General features: G+C 68.2%; 13 protein-coding genes. 8 read left to right on the top strand and 5 right to left on the bottom strand.

Annotation, left to right across the window (positions count from 1 at the left end; translation table 11 throughout):
* Window positions 1–189 precede the first annotated feature (189 nt).
* Both AB0M24_RS45445 and AB0M24_RS45440 read right to left on the bottom strand, forming a co-directional pair.
* Entirely contained in the window at window positions 190–1,089 is a 900-nt protein-coding gene (locus AB0M24_RS45445) for a LysR family transcriptional regulator (RefSeq protein WP_363781011.1), read from the bottom strand.
* A gap of 288 nt (window positions 1,090–1,377) precedes the next feature.
* Window positions 1,378–2,118: a hypothetical protein gene (locus AB0M24_RS45440; RefSeq protein ID WP_363781009.1), complete on the bottom strand. Its 741-nt coding sequence runs from the start codon at window positions 2,116–2,118 to the stop codon at window positions 1,378–1,380.
* 204 nt (window positions 2,119–2,322) lie between these two features.
* Between AB0M24_RS45440 and tig the strand changes: the two genes are divergently transcribed.
* The 7 genes from tig (at window position 2,323) to AB0M24_RS45405 (ending at window position 11,151) form a co-directional block, all read left to right on the top strand.
* Entirely contained in the window at window positions 2,323–3,660 is a 1,338-nt protein-coding gene (gene tig / locus AB0M24_RS45435; protein WP_363781007.1) for a trigger factor, read from the top strand.
* A gap of 228 nt (window positions 3,661–3,888) precedes the next feature.
* A complete protein-coding gene (locus AB0M24_RS45430; protein ID WP_363781013.1) occupies window positions 3,889–4,473 on the top strand; it encodes an ATP-dependent Clp protease proteolytic subunit in 585 nt (194 codons plus the stop codon).
* Between the two features lie 20 nt (window positions 4,474–4,493).
* On the top strand, window positions 4,494–5,123 hold the full coding sequence (locus AB0M24_RS45425; RefSeq protein ID WP_363781005.1) for an ATP-dependent Clp protease proteolytic subunit: 630 nt from the start codon (window positions 4,494–4,496) through the stop codon (window positions 5,121–5,123).
* 244 nt (window positions 5,124–5,367) lie between these two features.
* Window positions 5,368–6,648, top strand: a complete 1,281-nt coding sequence (gene clpX, locus AB0M24_RS45420) for an ATP-dependent Clp protease ATP-binding subunit ClpX (protein WP_030468156.1) — start codon at window positions 5,368–5,370, stop codon at window positions 6,646–6,648.
* 65 nt (window positions 6,649–6,713) lie between these two features.
* Window positions 6,714–7,307 carry an alpha/beta fold hydrolase gene (locus AB0M24_RS45415; protein ID WP_363781003.1) on the top strand — a complete coding sequence of 198 codons (594 nt, stop codon included), beginning with the start codon at window positions 6,714–6,716 and terminating at the stop codon, window positions 7,305–7,307.
* Window positions 7,308–7,327: 20 nt separating this feature from the next.
* The gene (locus AB0M24_RS45410) at window positions 7,328–9,859 is read left to right on the top strand and encodes a serine hydrolase domain-containing protein (protein WP_363781001.1); all 2,532 of its coding nucleotides are present in this window, start codon (window positions 7,328–7,330) and stop codon (window positions 9,857–9,859) included.
* Window positions 9,856–11,151 carry a serine hydrolase domain-containing protein gene (locus AB0M24_RS45405; RefSeq protein WP_363780999.1) on the top strand — a complete coding sequence of 432 codons (1,296 nt, stop codon included), beginning with the start codon at window positions 9,856–9,858 and terminating at the stop codon, window positions 11,149–11,151. Before AB0M24_RS45410 ends, AB0M24_RS45405 begins: the two co-directional genes overlap by 4 nt.
* Here the strand turns inward: AB0M24_RS45405 and AB0M24_RS45400 are convergent.
* Genes AB0M24_RS45400 through fdhD form a run of 3 tightly spaced genes read right to left on the bottom strand, consistent with a single transcriptional unit; the run spans window position 11,148 to window position 14,012 of the window.
* The gene (locus AB0M24_RS45400) at window positions 11,148–12,029 is read right to left on the bottom strand and encodes an alpha/beta hydrolase-fold protein (RefSeq protein ID WP_363780997.1); all 882 of its coding nucleotides are present in this window, start codon (window positions 12,027–12,029) and stop codon (window positions 11,148–11,150) included. The genes AB0M24_RS45405 and AB0M24_RS45400 overlap by 4 nt on opposite strands.
* A gap of 38 nt (window positions 12,030–12,067) precedes the next feature.
* Window positions 12,068–13,198, bottom strand: a complete 1,131-nt coding sequence (locus tag AB0M24_RS45395) for a CaiB/BaiF CoA-transferase family protein (RefSeq protein ID WP_363780994.1) — start codon at window positions 13,196–13,198, stop codon at window positions 12,068–12,070.
* Window positions 13,185–14,012 (bottom strand): formate dehydrogenase accessory sulfurtransferase FdhD, encoded by an 828-nt coding sequence (gene fdhD, locus AB0M24_RS45390; RefSeq protein ID WP_363780992.1) that lies wholly within the window; start codon window positions 14,010–14,012, stop codon window positions 13,185–13,187. The genes AB0M24_RS45395 and fdhD overlap by 14 nt, the downstream gene beginning before the upstream one ends.
* 64 nt (window positions 14,013–14,076) lie before the next feature.
* On the opposite strand from fdhD, the gene AB0M24_RS45385 reads away from it, so the two are divergent.
* Window positions 14,077–15,591: an NAD(P)/FAD-dependent oxidoreductase gene (locus AB0M24_RS45385; protein WP_363780990.1), complete on the top strand. Its 1,515-nt coding sequence runs from the start codon at window positions 14,077–14,079 to the stop codon at window positions 15,589–15,591.
* The last annotated feature ends 25 nt before the right edge of the window (window positions 15,592–15,616 follow it).

The raw sequence follows: 15,616 nt of genomic DNA, 5'->3' as shown, positions 1-15,616 counted from the left end.
GGTCAAGTCGACGAAAAGCGTGTCGACTTGACCCAACCCCTCGGCTGCGGCCAACGATCAGGCACGACTCGTGACGGGGCCCGCCGGAGCGCACGGAAAAGCAAGCTCGCCTTCGGCATCGCCCAGGGCAGCTCGGCTTCGCCTTCGCCCAGGCAGCTCGCCTTCGGCTTCGCCTTCGCCTGTCCCTTGTCAGGTCAGCGAGGCGACCTGGTCGCTCACCACTTGGGCTGCTGCTGACACCAGGGCTGTCACTGCCGGGTTCGTCGAGTTGTCCTGGCGCCAGCCGAACTGCGTGTAGACGCGGAACGGTGCGGACCAGGGCAAGCGGACCAACCTGCCGTCGGAGAGCTCGGAGGCGACGGTCACTTCGGGCATGAGGGCTATGCCCAGGCCTGAGGCGACGGCTCGTTTGGCGGCGTCTACCGAGTCGAGTTCCAGGACGGGGGCGCGGGTGTCGTCGTAGCCGAGGGAGTTTTCGAAGAGTTCGTGGTAGGAGGCGCCGTTCTCTGCTCGGATCAGGGTGCTGCTGGTGAGGTCGTCCTCGGTCAGCGACTGGCGTTGGGTGAGCATGTGGCTCGGGCCCGCGACCATGACGAGGGGCTCGGGGCAGAGGACTGTGGTTTCCAGGCCTTCGCGGGGTTCGATGGCGCCGATGAAGAAGGCGCAGTCGAGGGCTCCGTCGCGGACGGAGTTCAGGTTGTTCAGGGTGTTTCGCGAGTGCAGCGAGAGTTGGACTGACGGGTAGCGCCAGCACATGTATTCGATGAGCGGTAGCAGACGGTAGTCGGTCAAACTCTGTGCGGAGCCGATGACGAGTTTGCCGTGAGGCTCGCCGTTCATCGTTATGGCTTTTCGGGCCTTTTCGGTGAGGTTGATGATGTTTCGCGCGAACGGGAGCAGTTCAACGCCCGCGGACGTCATCTGGATACCTCGGGGGAGGCGTCGGAAAAGGACGACTCCCAGGGCCTCCTCCAGGGCCTTGATGCGGGTGGTGATGGTCGGCTGCGAGCAATTGAGCGTGGCTGCGGCCTTGGTGAAGCTGCCGGTCTGTACCACGGTTGTGAACGCGAGAAGCTGGCGTGTCTCCATCAGGCGGATCCTCGGAGTAAAACGGTGCGACGACTTTTTCTCGTTCGTTCCCGTGGTCCTGTTACGCATGGTGCGGGCGCAGTAACGCTACCTGTCGGTCGCGCGCACACGATTAGTGCTAACGGAGTCATCTTGATCGGTCTGGAATCGGTGTTGCGGCCGAAAGAGTGAAATTGAGATGGGGGCCTCAACGGGCCGTAGTTGGGTGACTCTTTTCGGTGAGGTTTTTAGCCTGACGAACAAAAAACGCCGCCGTCCGGGGGTGGACGGCGGCGTTGTGGCGGGCTTCTAGCAGGAGACGGCTCGGGTTCCCGCGAGGAGTCGGAGGGTCTTCTTGGTGCCGGTGCCCGGCTCCGGGTAGGTCATCACGATCTCGTGGCCGTCGGCCCGCACTCGTTCGCGGCCCGCGTACTTGCGGAACGGGTCGAAGTCGGCGATGTGGGCCGCGGTGCTCACGCGTTTGACCTCGATCGTGACGACTCCCGGTCCCGGGGCGTCGAGCGAGTCGGGGGAGGTGACCTGCCAGGCCTCCGCCGGTGAGGTCAGGTCGAGCACCTCGTGGAGCTCGCCGTCGAGCTTGCGCACGAACAGGCGTGGCTGCTCGAAGCCGACGAACCCCTCGCAGACCTCGTTGTCGCCGCCGAACTTGAAGACCAGGAACGGGACGTCGTAGTTGTTGCGGTCCATGAGCGAGATGAAGCCCTTGGTCCAGGCGGCGGTCTGGATGGCGGTCTCGCCCTGGCCCGCGTACGCCCTGATGTCCTGCCTCGGCAGGCCCGCGCCGAGTCGCTCGTCGGACAGGTGGATCGACCAGCCGGGGTGGGCGGCGGTGCGGTCCGCCACGTACTCGGGACGGGTCCAGCGCTGGTTCTCGACGGTGATCGACTCCTGGCCCGCATTGCCGATGAAGGCGTACGGGGACGCCGTCGCCTCGAACGGGGCCGCTGCCCGGGCCGGTGCGGTGGTGAGGCCGAGCAGGGTCGCGCCGGTGATGGCTGCGGCGAGAAGTCTGGTGCTGGTGCGTCTCATCGTGGTTCCCCCCCAGTGGAAGTGAGGTCGTTCTGGCCGCCTTCGGAAGAGCCAAATCAGCGGGCCTCACAGTCCGGTCACGTGCGACGGACCGGGGTGGCGGCGGTCACAGCGCGGGTCTCGCCTAGACTCGCTGGGAATCCGGGCGCCACCTAAGGCGGTACCGGCTGTCTGCACGTTCTTGTTCGTTACGAGGAGTCCACGTTGAAGAGCACCGTCGAGCACCTGAGCCCGACGAGGGTCCGGATCAACGTCGAGGTGCCGTTCGACGAGCTCAAGTCGAACTTCGACCAGGCGTACCGGAAGCTCGCCAAGCAGGTCCGCATCCCCGGTTTCCGTCCGGGCAAGGCCCCCGCCAAGGTGCTGGAGAGCCGCATCGGCCGCGCTCCGGTCCTGGACGAGGTCATCCAGGAGGCCATCCCGGCCAAGTACCTGGAGGCGGTCAACGCGGGTGAGGTGCGCACGCTCGGCCGTCCCGACTTCGAGGTCACCAAGATCGAGGACGGCGAGACGCTCGAGTTCACGGCCGAGGTCGACGTTCGTCCCGAGATCACCGTGCCCGCGTTCGGCGAGCTGGAGATCACGGTCGACGAGCAGGAGGTCGGCGACGAGGACGTGGCGACGCAGCTCGACGAGCTCCGCGCCCGCTTCGGCACGCTGACCGGCGTCACCCGCCCCGCCGAGACCGGCGACTTCGTCATCGTCGACCTGTCCGCCACCGTCGACGGCGAAGAGGTCGAGGAGGCGCGCACCAGCGGCCTGTCCTACGAGATCGGCTCCGGCCAGCTCGTCGAGGGCATCGACGACGCCCTGGTCGGCGCGTCCGAGGGTGAGACCAAGACCTTCACCACCACGCTCGTCGCCGGCGAGCACCAGGGCCGTGAGGCCGAGGTGTCCGTGGTGCTGAACACGGTCAAGGAGCGTCAGCTCCCCGAGCTCGACGACGAGTTCGCGCAGCTCGCCAGCGAGTTCGACACGCTCGACGAGCTGAAGGCCGACCTGCAGACCCGCCTGGGCCGCGTCAAGAAGATGCAGCAGGGCGTGCAGGCGCGCGACAAGGTCCTCGAGGCGCTGCTGGAGACCACCGAGGTCCCGCTGCCCGAGGGCATCGTCCAGGGTGAGATCGACGCGCGGAAGCACGACGCCGTGCACGCCTTCGACCACGACGAGGCGAAGTTCGCCGAGTGGCTGACCGAGCAGGGTCAGACGGAGGAGGAGTTCGACGCCGAGCTGCGCAAGGCCGCCGAGCAGGCCGTCAAGACGCAGCTGGTGCTCGACTCGATCGCCGACGCCGAGCAGGTCACGGTCTCCGACGGCGAGCTCACCGAGCGGATCATCTACCAGGCCCAGCGCTTCGGCATCTCGCCCGACGAGTACGTCAAGCGCGCGCAGCAGTCCGGCCAGCTCGGCGCGATCTTCGCCGACGTGCGCCGCGGCAAGGCGCTCGCGAGCGTCGTGCGCCAGGCTTCGGTGTCCGACACCTCGGGCACCAAGCTGGACCTCGACGAGCTCTTTGGCGAGACGAAGTCCGAAGAGGAGTGAGTCGATCATGCCGAGATCGGCGCAGCCCATCTCGGCATGATCGACTCCCTGCTTTGTGCGAGCGGGCGAGCTAAGGAAATACAGCCCTGAGCGAACGCGGGCGGTGTCGGGCATCTGACGCCGCCCGCCTTCGTTAAGGTCGGTTGCAGAAGGTTTTGGCATTCCAGATTCGTTCCACCTGGAGTTAGGCAGGCAGACGTGACGCAGCACTCCTTCCCGACCCCCGAGATGCGGTCGGCCACCGCCGGGATGAACCTCAACGACTCGGTGTACGAGCGGCTGCTCCGCGAGCGGATCATCGTCCTGGGATCGCAGGTCGAAGAGGGCATCGCCAACCAGATCACCGCTCAGCTGCTGCTTCTCGCCGCTGAGGACCCCGAGAAGGACATCACCCTCTACATCAACTCGCCGGGTGGCTCCGTCACGGCGGGCATGGCCATCTACGACACGATGCAGCTGATCGAGCCGGACGTGGCCACCGTCGCGATGGGCCTCGCGGCCTCGATGGGCCAGTTCCTGCTCTCCGCCGGTGCCCCCGGCAAGCGCCAGGCGCTCCCGCACGCGCGCATCCTCATGCACCAGCCGTCGGCGGGTGTCGGCGGTACGGCCGCGGACATCGCGATCCAGGCGGACATGCTCACGCGCACGAAGCTCGAGATGGCCCAGCTGATCGCCGAGCACACCGGCCAGACCGTCGAGACCATCACCCGTGACTCGGACCGCGACCGCTGGTTCACGGCGCAGGAGGCGCTGGAGTACGGGTTCGTCGACAAGGTCGTCACCCGTTCCCAGCCGGTCAGCTCGGGCAACTAGGAAGCTGAGGAGATCTCGAAGTGAGCCAGTTCCACACCCCTCAGTCGCGCTACGTGCTGCCCTCGTTCGTCGAGCGCACCAGCTACGGCATGAAGGAGTCGAACCCGTACAACAAGCTGTTCGAGGAGCGCATCATCTTCCTCGGCGTGCAGGTTGACGACGCCTCGGCCAACGACGTCATGGCGCAGCTGCTCGTGCTCGAGTCCGAGGACCCGGACCGCGACATCCTGATGTACATCAACTCGCCGGGTGGCTCGTTCACCTCGCTGATGGCCATCTACGACACCATGCAGTTCGTGCGCCCGGACATCCAGACGTACTGCCTCGGCCAGGCCGCCTCGGCCGCCGCGGTGCTGCTGGCCGCCGGCACGCCCGGCAAGCGCCACGCGCTGCCGAACGCGCGAATCCTGATCCACCAGCCCTCCATGGAGGGTGCGTACGGTCAGGTGTCCGACCTGGAGATCCAGTCCAACGAGATCCAGCGCGTGCGCCGCCTGATGGAGTCCACCCTCGCGCGGCACACGAACCGGACGGCAGAGGAGGTCCGCGAGAGCATCGAGCGCGACCGGATCCTCACGGCCGACGAGGCCAAGGAGTACGGCATCGTCGACTCCGTGCTGCCCTACCGCAAGCTCTCGGCCAAGTCTTGATGGGTGGTGCCCACGGCTTGGGAAACCCCATGCCGTGGGCATCGTTCACCCACCCGACACGCCGATGTGACCAGTTAACTGGCCTGATCGACGTGCCGGGGGGACGCTGGTCCTCCCCTGAAACGGGGTAGGCCAGGTACCGTCAGGAGAACGGGCTCAGCACCCACAGCCAGTGGGACTGCCACAGCAAGTCAGCAGGCGCACTACAGCAGGTGTGCGCCGGAGGGGACATAGGTCAGCGGTCATGGCGCGTATCGGTGACGGCGGCGACTTGCTGAAGTGCTCTTTCTGCGGAAAGAGCCAGAAGCAGGTGAAGAAACTCATCGCCGGCCCCGGCGTCTACATCTGCGATGAGTGCATCGATCTCTGCAACGAGATCATCGAGGAGGAGCTGGCCGAAGCCGGCGACGTGAAGCTCGACGAGCTGCCGAAGCCCGCCGAGATCCACGAGTTCCTCGACCAGTACGTCATCGGACAGAGTGACGCCAAGCGCACCCTCTCCGTCGCCGTCTACAACCACTACAAGCGCATCCAGGCGGGCGACCGCGGGCGCGAGGGTCGTGACGACGGCGTTGAGCTGGCGAAGTCCAACATTCTCATGCTCGGCCCGACGGGCTGCGGCAAGACCTACCTCGCGCAGACGCTCGCGAAGATGCTGAACGTGCCGTTCGCCATCGCCGACGCGACGGCGCTGACGGAGGCCGGGTACGTCGGTGAGGACGTCGAGAACATCCTCCTGAAGCTCATCCAGGCCGCCGACTACGACGTGAAGCGCGCCGAGACGGGCATCATCTACATCGACGAGGTCGACAAGATCGCTCGAAAGAGTGAAAACCCGTCGATCACGCGCGACGTGTCCGGTGAGGGCGTCCAGCAGGCGCTGCTCAAGATCCTGGAAGGCACCACCGCATCGGTGCCCCCGCAGGGCGGCCGCAAGCACCCGCACCAGGAGTTCATCCAGATCGACACGACGAACGTGCTGTTCATCGTGGCCGGTGCCTTCGCGGGCCTGGAGAAGATCATTCAGGACCGGGTCGGCAAGCGCGGTCTGGGCTTCGGCGCCGAGGTTCGCTCCAAGGCCGAGGTGGACGCGGCGGACTACTTCGCCGACTCCATGCCGGAGGACCTGATCAAGTTCGGTCTGATTCCCGAGTTCATCGGGCGTCTGCCGATGGTCGCCTCCGTCACCAACCTCGACAAGCCGTCGCTGGTGATGATCCTCACCGAGCCGAAGAACGCGCTGGTCAAGCAGTACCAGAAGCTCTTCGAGATGGACGGCGTCGAGCTGGAGTTCACCAAGACCGCGCTGGAAGCGGTCGCCGACCAGGCGATCCTGCGCGGAACCGGTGCTCGCGGCCTGCGCGCGATCATGGAAGAGGTCCTGCTCCCGGTGATGTACGACATCCCGAGCCGCACGGACGTCGCCAAGGTCGTCATCACCGAGCAGACGGTGAAGGAGAACGTGAACCCGACGATCGTTGCTCGGCAGCCCTCGCGCCGAGAGCGTCGGGAGAAGTCCGCGTAGTTTGATCGTTCCGAAAGGGCGTCGGTGGCCGCACCGGCGCCCTTTCGGCGTTCTAAGGTGGAGGCATGTCGCTGCCTCACGTGCTCCTGATCCACGGCTACACCGGTTCCGGTCCCGGTCACTGGCAGCGCTGGCTGGCCCAGACGGTCTCCGAGCACGGCGGCATGGCCGACATGCCCCACTTCAGCGACCCGGACCAGCCCGACCGCGACACCTGGCTGCGTGAGCTCGACACCCACCTCGAAGCCGCGCCCACCGACCGCGAACGGGTCGTCGTCGCCCACTCGCTCGGGTGCTACCTCTGGCTGCACCACGCCGCCCGCGAGGGCAGCGTCCTGAAGGGCAGGGGGCACGTCGACCGCGTGCTGCTGGTGGCCCCGCCCGCGCCGGACTTCCCGGAACCGGCCATCAAGTCGTTCTTCCCGGCCCCGCTCGACCCGGCCGGTCTGCGCCGCGCTGCCACCGAGACGCGCCTGGTCGTGGGCGACGGCGACCCGTACTGCTCGATGCCCGCCGCCAAGCAGCTCGCGGAGACGTTGCGGATCGAGGTCGACGTGCTGCCCGACGCGGCGCACATCAACATCGACGCGGGCTACGGGGAGTGGCCCGCCGTGCTCAAGTGGGTGCGGTCGAAGACGGTGCCGCTCTCACCGCGCTGACTCAAGTTCCTGGGGGGAACGTGCACAGCACAACCGAATGGCTGCGACGCAGGCTGCCCGAACTGATCGCGGAACACGGCGTGGTCGGCGCGCAGGCGGCGGTCCTGGTCGACGGCGAGATCTTCAGCGCTGCCGCGGGTGTCCTGAACAGTGAGACCCGCGCGCCGGTGACGGGCGAGTCGCTGTTCCAGATCGCGTCCATCACCAAGATCTGGACGGCCACGCTCGTCCAGGAGCTGGCGAACGAGGGCCTGCTCGACCTCGACCGTCCCGTGCGGGACGTCCTGCCCGAGTTCAGGCCGGTCGTGACACCTCGCCACCTGCTGACGCACACCGCGGGCATCGAGGGCGACCTGTTCTTCGACACCGGCACGGGTGACCACGCCGTCGAGAAGTTCGTGGCGCTGCTGGCCGACGCCGAGCAGGTGTCGCCGCCGGGCGAGCTCTGGTCGTACTGCAACAGCGGCTTCTCGGTGCTCGGCCGGATCGTGGAGGTGCTGCGCGGCAAGCCGTTCAACACGCTCCTGCGCGAACGTCTCGCGGATCCGCTGGGCCTCACCATCGAGACGCACATCGTCCGGGGTGCGCACATCGCCGACGGTCACCTGGACGGCGGTCCGGTGAGCGACTACGGGCCGGTGTCCGACTTCCCGGCCGGTTCGGCGTTGGCCACGAGCGCGCGCGACCTGCTTGCGTTCGTGCGCATGCATTTCGGCACGCCAGGTCTCGCCGTGATGCGTCGGCGCCAGTTCCGGCTGCCCGACCTGGGCGACCACTGCTCGTGGGGCCTCGGCTGGATGATCGTGGACGGCGTCGACGGCACGGTGATCGGCCACAACGGCGGCAACAAGGGCATCGAGTCCTTCCTGCGGGTCGTGCCGGAGACCGGGGTGGCCGTCGCGGTGCTGACCAACGGCGGCGATGCCCAGCCCGTGTTCGACGCGGTCCGCGAACAGTTCTTGGGCGTGCGCGCGCATCCTCGGCCCGTCCCGCCGGCGGTGCCGATCCCGGTGGACCTCGCCAGGGTCGCAGGCGTCTACCGGTGCGCCGGGTACGACGTCCACGTGACGCCCGCGGACGAGGGGCGTGTGCAGGTCCGCTACGAGGGCCGTACCGAGCTCACCAGGTCGCTGGAACGCCCGGTTCGCGAGTTCACGGTGCTGCACGACAACGCCCTGATCGCCGTCGACGAGCCGCACACGGTGCTCGGTGTGAACGGGCGCTGGCTGTACTTCGGCCAGAACGCCGAACGGGTCGACACCCCGGCCGAGTGGATCACCCGCAGGCTCCCCGAACTGCTGGAGGAGCACGGAGTCGTCGGCGCCCAAGTGGCTGTGCTGCACGACGGCCGAATCGTCGACGCGGCAGCGGGTCTGCGCCGCAACGACTCGAACGAGCCGGTGACGACCGACTCGCTCTTCCAGATCGGCTCGATCACGAAGATCTGGACGGCCACGCTGGTCATGCAGCTCGTCCACGAGGGCCTGCTGGATCTCGATCGTCCCGTGCGGGACGTGCTGCCCGAGTTCAGGCCGGACGTGACACCTCGCCACCTGCTGACCCACACTGCGGGCTTCGAGGGCGACAAGTTCGCCGAGGTCGACAGCGGCGACCCGGACACGATCGAGACCTACGTCGCCCAGCTGTCCGAGGCCGTGCAGATCAGTCCGCCCGGCGAACTCAACTCGTACTGCAACGCCGGCTACGTCGTGCTGGGCCGGATCGTGGAAGTGTTGCGCGGCAAGCCTTTCCACGCCGCACTGCGTGAGCATCTGGTCGACCCTCTCGGCCTGACACACGTCGCCACCCACCTCGCCGAGTACCCCGGCCACCAGGTCGCCTCCGGTCACCTGCGGGGAAAGCCCGTCGACGAACCGTTCCGCGAGTGGGACGCTCCGGCAGGCCGCGTGCTGGCCATGAACGCCCGCGACCTCCTCACGTTCGTGCGCATGCACTTGGAGACAACGGCTTTCGCCGCGATGCGCGAACCGCAGATCGCCCTGCCGGACTTCGGTTTCGGCGGCCACCAAGGCCTCGGCTGGATGCTGCTGCACTACGACAACGGCGTCGAGGGCATCGGCCACACCGGCCTCACCATGGGCTACCAAGCGATCCTGCGTGCCATCCCGCAGGCCGGCGTGGCCGTCGTCGTGCTCACCAACGGCGGCCGGGCGGTGCCTCTCGTGCAGGAGATCTACGACCACCTGCTCGGCGAGCTGTGCGGAGTCCGGTTGCCTGCCTTCCCGACGCCACCGGTCACTCCGCTGCCCGTGGACGTCGACGAAGTCGTTGGCACATATAGGTCTGGTCACGTCAACCTGCACGTGACGCCGGGTGCACCGGGCCGCGTCCGGGTGCGCTACGAGCCCCGCAACCGGGTGGGCGAAGCGCTGATGGTGGACGAGGAACGCGAGTACACCGGACTTCGCGAGGACGCGCTGATCTCCGTGGAACCGTCGGGAGGCCGGCACGCGGTGATCGTCCTTTGCCGACAGAACGGCCACGTGCGCTGGCTCCACTTCGGCCGGGCGGCGACCAAGGGGGAAGAATGATCAGCGAGTGGATCCAGCGCCGGTTGCCGGAGCTGCTGGAGGAACACGGAGTAGTCGGCGCTCAGGTCGCCGTGCTCGCGGACGGCGAAATCGTTGATGCCGCAGCAGGCGTGCGCAACGCCGTCACGAAGGAGCCGGTGACGAGCGACTCGCTCTTCCAGATCGGGTCGATCACCAAGGTGTGGACGGCGACGCTCGTCCTGCAGCTGGTGAACGAAGGTCTGCTCGATCTGGACAGGCCGGTTCGGGATGTGCTGCCGGACTTCAAGGTCGCGGACGAGCAGGCGTCGAAGGTAATCACGCCGAGACACCTGCTGTCGCACACCGCCGGGTTCGAGGGCGACCTGAGGTTCGAGACGGGCTCGGGCGACGACATGCTGGAGAAGTTCGTCCAGCTGCTCGCCGACGCCGGGCAGCCCACCCCGCCCGGCGAGCTCTACTCGTACTGCAACAGCGGCTACGGCGTGCTCGGGCGGATCGTGGAAGTGTTGCGCGGCAAGCCTTTCCGGGACGTGCTGCGCGAACGGCTGGTCGAGCCGCTCGGGTTGCGGGTGGCCGTGTCCCGCGCCGAGTACGCCGACCACGAGATGGCGGACGGGCATCTGCAGGGAGAGCCGGTCACCCAGCACCTGCTGGAGTCCGGTGTGGCGGCCGGTTCGGTGCTCGCGATGCCCGCTCGTGAGCTGCTTCGGTTCGTACGCATGCACTTGGAGACCACCGAGTTCGACGGCATGCGCGAGAAGCAGGTCGCGCATCCGGACTTCGGCACCGGCGGATGGTGGTGGGGCCTCGGCTGGGAGCTGTCGAACTACGAGGGCGGTGACGTCATCGGCCACACCGGCATGACCATGGGCTACCTGTCGGTGCTGCGGGTCGTGCCGGCCGCCGGGATCGCGGTTGCCGTGCTGGCCAGCGGGGGCAACGAGGCGGGGCCGTTGTTCGGGGCGATCTTCGAGCACCTGCTCGAGGAGCTCGCGGGCGTGCGCAAGCGCAAGATGCCCGAGGTGCCGTCAGATTCGGCGGTGGATCACGAGAAGGTCGTGGGTGTCTACCGCTGCACCGCGCTCGACATCCACATCACCCCTGCGGACGAAGGCAGGGTGAAGGTGCGGAAGGCCGGACGCGACCCGGTCACCGCGCCGCTGATCTCGACGGACGAGGTCGAGTACGTGCACCTCACGGACGACGTGCTGATCGCGGTGGACAAGAGCGGCGTGCTCCCATTGGGCGATCGGGACGAGCACGGCCGCGTGCGGTGGGTGCACTGGAGCCGTGCGGCGATGAGGATCTAGACGGCGCGCTTGGCGTACTTGGCGAGGAACCGCACGACGTCCGGCGTCACCTTGCGGTAGAAGCCGTCGTCGTGCCCGCCCGGCTTCACGACGCCGACCTCGGGCTTCACGTCGCGGATGAACCGGCGGGTGCCCTCGATGAACCTGTCGCGGTCGCCGATCCACACGCCCAGCGCGGTCGGGCCGGTGGACTTGAGGTGCCGCAACGGGTCCAGCGACGCCCACTCGCCCTCGTCCTTGAACGCTCGCCGCTTCGCCATCTCCTGCCACGTCGTCAGCAGGCCGGGGGAGATGGCGGCGGTGGCGGCGATCGGGTCGCCGCGTTCGGCGCGGCGGCGGGCGTAGAGCAGGGCGCCGAAGCCGCCCATGGACGCGCCCGTGATGGCGAAGGGTTCGCCGTAGCCGCGGTCGTGCAGCCAGCGCGGGACCTCGTCGAGCAGCATGGCCATCGGGTCGTCGCCCGGGACGTTCTCGTGCCAGTAGTTGTCGCCGCCGTCGACCGCGACGAAGCCGAACGCCGGCACCGAGCCCTTCGCGACGGCCGAGGCGAGCACGTCGGCCAGGTCGCCCACGGCCGCGTGCCGGGCGTCGCCGTGCAGGCCGTGCAGCAGGATCGACATCGGCAGGCCGCGCGGGGGCGTGCCGGACGGGAGGTAGAAGGCGAGCGTGACCCAGCGGTGGCGGGCGTTCGAGTAGACGCGTTCGAAGTTGACGGTCGGCTTGGCGGTGCTGGTGCCCTGGCCGCGGTCGGTCGTGGCGATCTGCCGTTCGGGAGCCGAGGAGGACGACGCCACGTACGTCGCGACGCCGGTGGCGGTCGCGATGACCACGCCGATCGCCGCGAGCAGTGTGCGGCGGCTGTACCTCGGTTCCCCCATGCTCACCTCATCGCGCGGGTTCCGGTCCCCGTTTCCTTCTAAAGGACGGAACGCACGCGTAAGGAGGACAGTTCCTCCTCTGAACAGCCCAGCCAGCGCAGCACCTGATCAGTGTGCGCGCCGAGGGCCGGGACCGCACCCGGTGACCACTCGAAACCGGCCACGGGAGGCGGCAGCATCCGCACGGATCCGCCGGGAACCCGCACGTCAACCCATGTGGAGAGCTGCGGATGCGTGGGCAGGTCGGTGATCGGGCGGGTCAGTGCGGCGGGCACGTCGGCGGCGTCCAACGCGGCCAGCAACTCGTCCGCCGTCATGGTGCAAAACGCCCGTTCGAGGAGCTTCTGCAGCTCGTCCCGATGCTCCACACGGGACGCCACTGTGGCGAACCTCTCCTCCGCGGCGAGCCCGATCAGGCCGCACAGCCGTTGCCACTGGCCATCGTTCTGCACGGCCAGATGCACGGCGCCGTCCGCGCACGCCACCGGCCCGTACGGCGCGATGCTCGGGTGGTGCGCGCCCGACCGAGGAGCCGCGGCGCCCGTCCCGGCGGCGTAGAGCATCGGCTGGTGCATCCACTCGGCCATCGCCTCGAACAGCGACAGCCGCAGCCTCGCTCCGGAGCCGGTGCGCGCCTTCTGCAACAACGCCGCCAGCACTGCCGAGTGCAGCTGCACCCCCGCCGCGATGTCCGCCACGGAGATGCCGGCGCGGGCTATCACGTCACCCTCGCCGGTCAGCGACACCAGCCCGGCCTCGGACTGCACCAGCGCGTCGAACGCCTTGCGGTCCGCGTACGGGCCGTCCCAGCCGTAGCCGGACAGCTCGCCGACGATCAGCGTCTCCGGCAGGTCGAGGTTCAGGCGCGACCACACGCACGGCGACAGGTTGCACAGCAGCACATCGGCCTTGGCGACCAGCCGTTCGAGGATCTCGCGGCCGTCGGGGTGGTTGATGTCGAGCGTCACCGACTCCTTGCCGACGTTCGTCCACGCGAAGTACGACGAAACGTCGCCGCACGACGAGTCGTAGTGCCGCGCGAAGTCGCCGGTGCCGGGCCGTTCGACCTTGATGACGCGCGCCCCGAGATCGGCCAGCAGCCGCGTCGCGTACGGCACCGCCACGGCCTGCTCCAGGCTCACCACGACGACGCCGTCAAGCGGTCTCAAGCACGCGCTCCCCACCGGTGTAGACGTTCATCGAGTCACCGCGCAGGAACCCGACGAGCGTCATGCCCTGCTCCTCGGCCAGCTCCACGGCGAGCGACGACGGCGCGGACACCGCGGCCAGCACCGGAATCCCTGCCATCGCGGCCTTCTGCACCAGCTCGAACGACGCCCGCCCGGACACCATCAGCACGGCGCCGCGCAACGGCACCAGGTTCTGCAGCACCGCCCAGCCCAGGACCTTGTCCACGGCGTTGTGGCGGCCGACGTCCTCGCGCACGACCAGCAGCTCGCCGTTCACGAACAGCCCTGCCGCGTGCAGCCCGCCGGTCGACTCGAAGACCTTCTGCCGTTCCCGCAACGCGTCCGGGAAGCCCGTGAGCGCCTCGGGAGTGACCCGCACGTCGTCGAGCGCGGGGGAGTAGCGGGTCTTGAGCTTCACCGCGTCGAGCGCCGCTTTCCCGCACACACCACACGATGAGGTGGTGTAGAAATTTCGCTCCACCCCGGTGTCCGGCGGCGGCACACCCTCGGCCAGCGCGATGTCCAGCACGTTGTAGGTGTTCATCCCGTCCGGCCCCGTGCCCTCGCAGAACCGGGCGATCGAGACGTCCTCCGCTGACCCGATCACACCCTCGCTGAGCAGGAAGCCGTGCGCGAGCTCGACGTCCTGGCCGGGGGTGCGCATCGTGACGGCCAACGCCTTCCCGTCGACCCTCAGCTCCAGCGGTTCCTCGGCTGCCAGGGCGTCCACCCGGCGGCGCCGACCGTTCGACGACACCCGCTCCACCGCTCGGCGCACCGTCACTCGGCCCATGTGCACATCTCCTTCGGACCGCTATGTTCCCCACGACCAGGCTACGTGGGAGGGATTCCGGGGCATGGACGACGTCGTGATCGTGGGAGGCGGCCACAACGGGCTGGTGGCGGCCGCGTACCTCGCACGGGCGGGGAAGTCGGTCAGGGTGCTGGAGAAGCTGCCGCACGTCGGCGGCGCGGCGGTCAGCGCGTCACCGTGGGAGGGCGTCGACGCTCGCCTGTCCCGCTTCTCCTACCTGGTGTCGCTGTTACCCGACCAGATCGTCGCCGACCTGGGGCTGAACCTGGCGTTGAAGTCCCGTTCGGCGTCGTCGTACACGCCCAACGGCAAGTCCGGGCTGCTGGTCGAACGCTCGCCCGGCGAGGCGACCGTGCGGTCGTTCGAGGCCGTGTGCGGGTCGCTCGACGACTGGGAACGGTGGCAGCGCTGGTACGCGGACCTGGAGCTGTTGGCGGCCGCGTTGGCGCCGACTCTTTTGGAGCCACTGGTTTCCCGGGACCACCTGCGCGTGCACGTCGACGCGGTGGCGCGCGGCCGGGTGTGGGACCAGGTCTTCGAACGGCCGATCGGCGCGACGCTGCAGGAGCTGTTCGACAACAACCTGGTGCGCGGGGTCGTCGCCACGGACACGTTGATCGGTACGCACTCGTCGCTGCATTCGTTGCGCGCCAACAAGTGCTTCCTCTACCACATCATCGGCAACGGCACGGGTGAGTGGAAGGTGCCGGTCGGCGGCATGGGCGCGGTGACCGCCGAGCTGGAACGGGTCGCTCGCGAGGCCGGTGCGGAGATCGTCACGGGTGCTGAGGTGACCGCGATCGAGTCCGACGGCAAGACCGCGTCGGTGACGTACGGCGGCGAAACGGTCGAGGCGCGGTTCGTGCTGTCCAATGTGGCGCCGTCGGTGCTGGGACGCTTGCAGGGCAAGGAAGTCCACGACGCACCCGGCTGCCAGCTGAAGATCAACATGCTGCTCCGGAAGCTGCCGGAGCTGAAGTCCGGGGTCGACGCGCGGCTCGCGTTCGCGGGCACGTTCCACCTCGACGAGTCCTACGACCAGCTGGAGACCGCGTACCTGGAGAGCGCCGCGGGCCAGGTGCCGTCGGTGCTGCCGGGCGAGATGTACTGCCACTCGCTCACCGACCCGTCGATTCTCGGGCCGTCGCTGGCGGGCCACGAGACGCTGACGTTGTTCGGCCTGCATCTGCCCGCGTCGTTGTTCGAGGGCCGCAACTCCGAACTGCGCGACGAGCTGGTGGGCCGCTACCTCGACCAGCTCAACGCCCACCTCGTCGAGCCGATCCAGGACTGCCTGGCGACCGACGCCGAGGGCAAACCGTGCATCGAGGCGCGCACGCCGCTGGACCTGGAGGACGAGCTCGGACTGCCGGGTGGCAACATCTTCCACGGCGAGCTCGACTGGCCGTTCGCGGAGAGCGCCGACGACGTCGGCAAGTGGGGCGTCGAGACGGACGTGGACAACGTCTTCGTCTGCGGCGCGGGCTCCCGGCGTGGCGGTGGCGTGAGCGGTATCGGCGGCCACAACGCCGCGAAGGCCGTCCTCGAGCGCATCTGAGACAGATTCTGCGACATTCTTGATG

Origin of the sequence: Lentzea sp. NPDC051838, from assembly GCF_040681245.1 — a bacterium.
GTDB lineage: Bacteria > Actinomycetota > Actinomycetes > Mycobacteriales > Pseudonocardiaceae > Lentzea.
The sequence above is the reverse complement of the archived record's forward strand: the minus strand, read 5'-3'. Positions and strand labels throughout refer to the sequence as shown.

Excerpts from the sequence above, each read along its gene's own strand:
- AB0M24_RS45445 (WP_363781011.1), bottom strand. The coding sequence starts at position 1,089 with ATGGAGACACGCCAGCTTCTCGCGTTCACAACCGTGGTACAGACCGGC.
- AB0M24_RS45440 (WP_363781009.1), bottom strand. The coding sequence starts at position 2,118 with ATGAGACGCACCAGCACCAGACTTCTCGCCGCAGCCATCACCGGCGCG.
- AB0M24_RS45430 (WP_363781013.1), top strand. The coding sequence starts at position 3,889 with ATGCGGTCGGCCACCGCCGGGATGAACCTCAACGACTCGGTGTACGAG.
- clpX (WP_030468156.1), top strand. The coding sequence starts at position 5,368 with ATGGCGCGTATCGGTGACGGCGGCGACTTGCTGAAGTGCTCTTTCTGC.
- AB0M24_RS45415 (WP_363781003.1), top strand. The coding sequence starts at position 6,714 with ATGTCGCTGCCTCACGTGCTCCTGATCCACGGCTACACCGGTTCCGGT.
- AB0M24_RS45405 (WP_363780999.1), top strand. The coding sequence starts at position 9,856 with ATGATCAGCGAGTGGATCCAGCGCCGGTTGCCGGAGCTGCTGGAGGAA.
- AB0M24_RS45400 (WP_363780997.1), bottom strand. The coding sequence starts at position 12,029 with ATGGGGGAACCGAGGTACAGCCGCCGCACACTGCTCGCGGCGATCGGC.
- fdhD (WP_363780992.1), bottom strand. The coding sequence starts at position 14,012 with ATGGGCCGAGTGACGGTGCGCCGAGCGGTGGAGCGGGTGTCGTCGAAC.
- AB0M24_RS45385 (WP_363780990.1), top strand. The coding sequence starts at position 14,077 with ATGGACGACGTCGTGATCGTGGGAGGCGGCCACAACGGGCTGGTGGCG.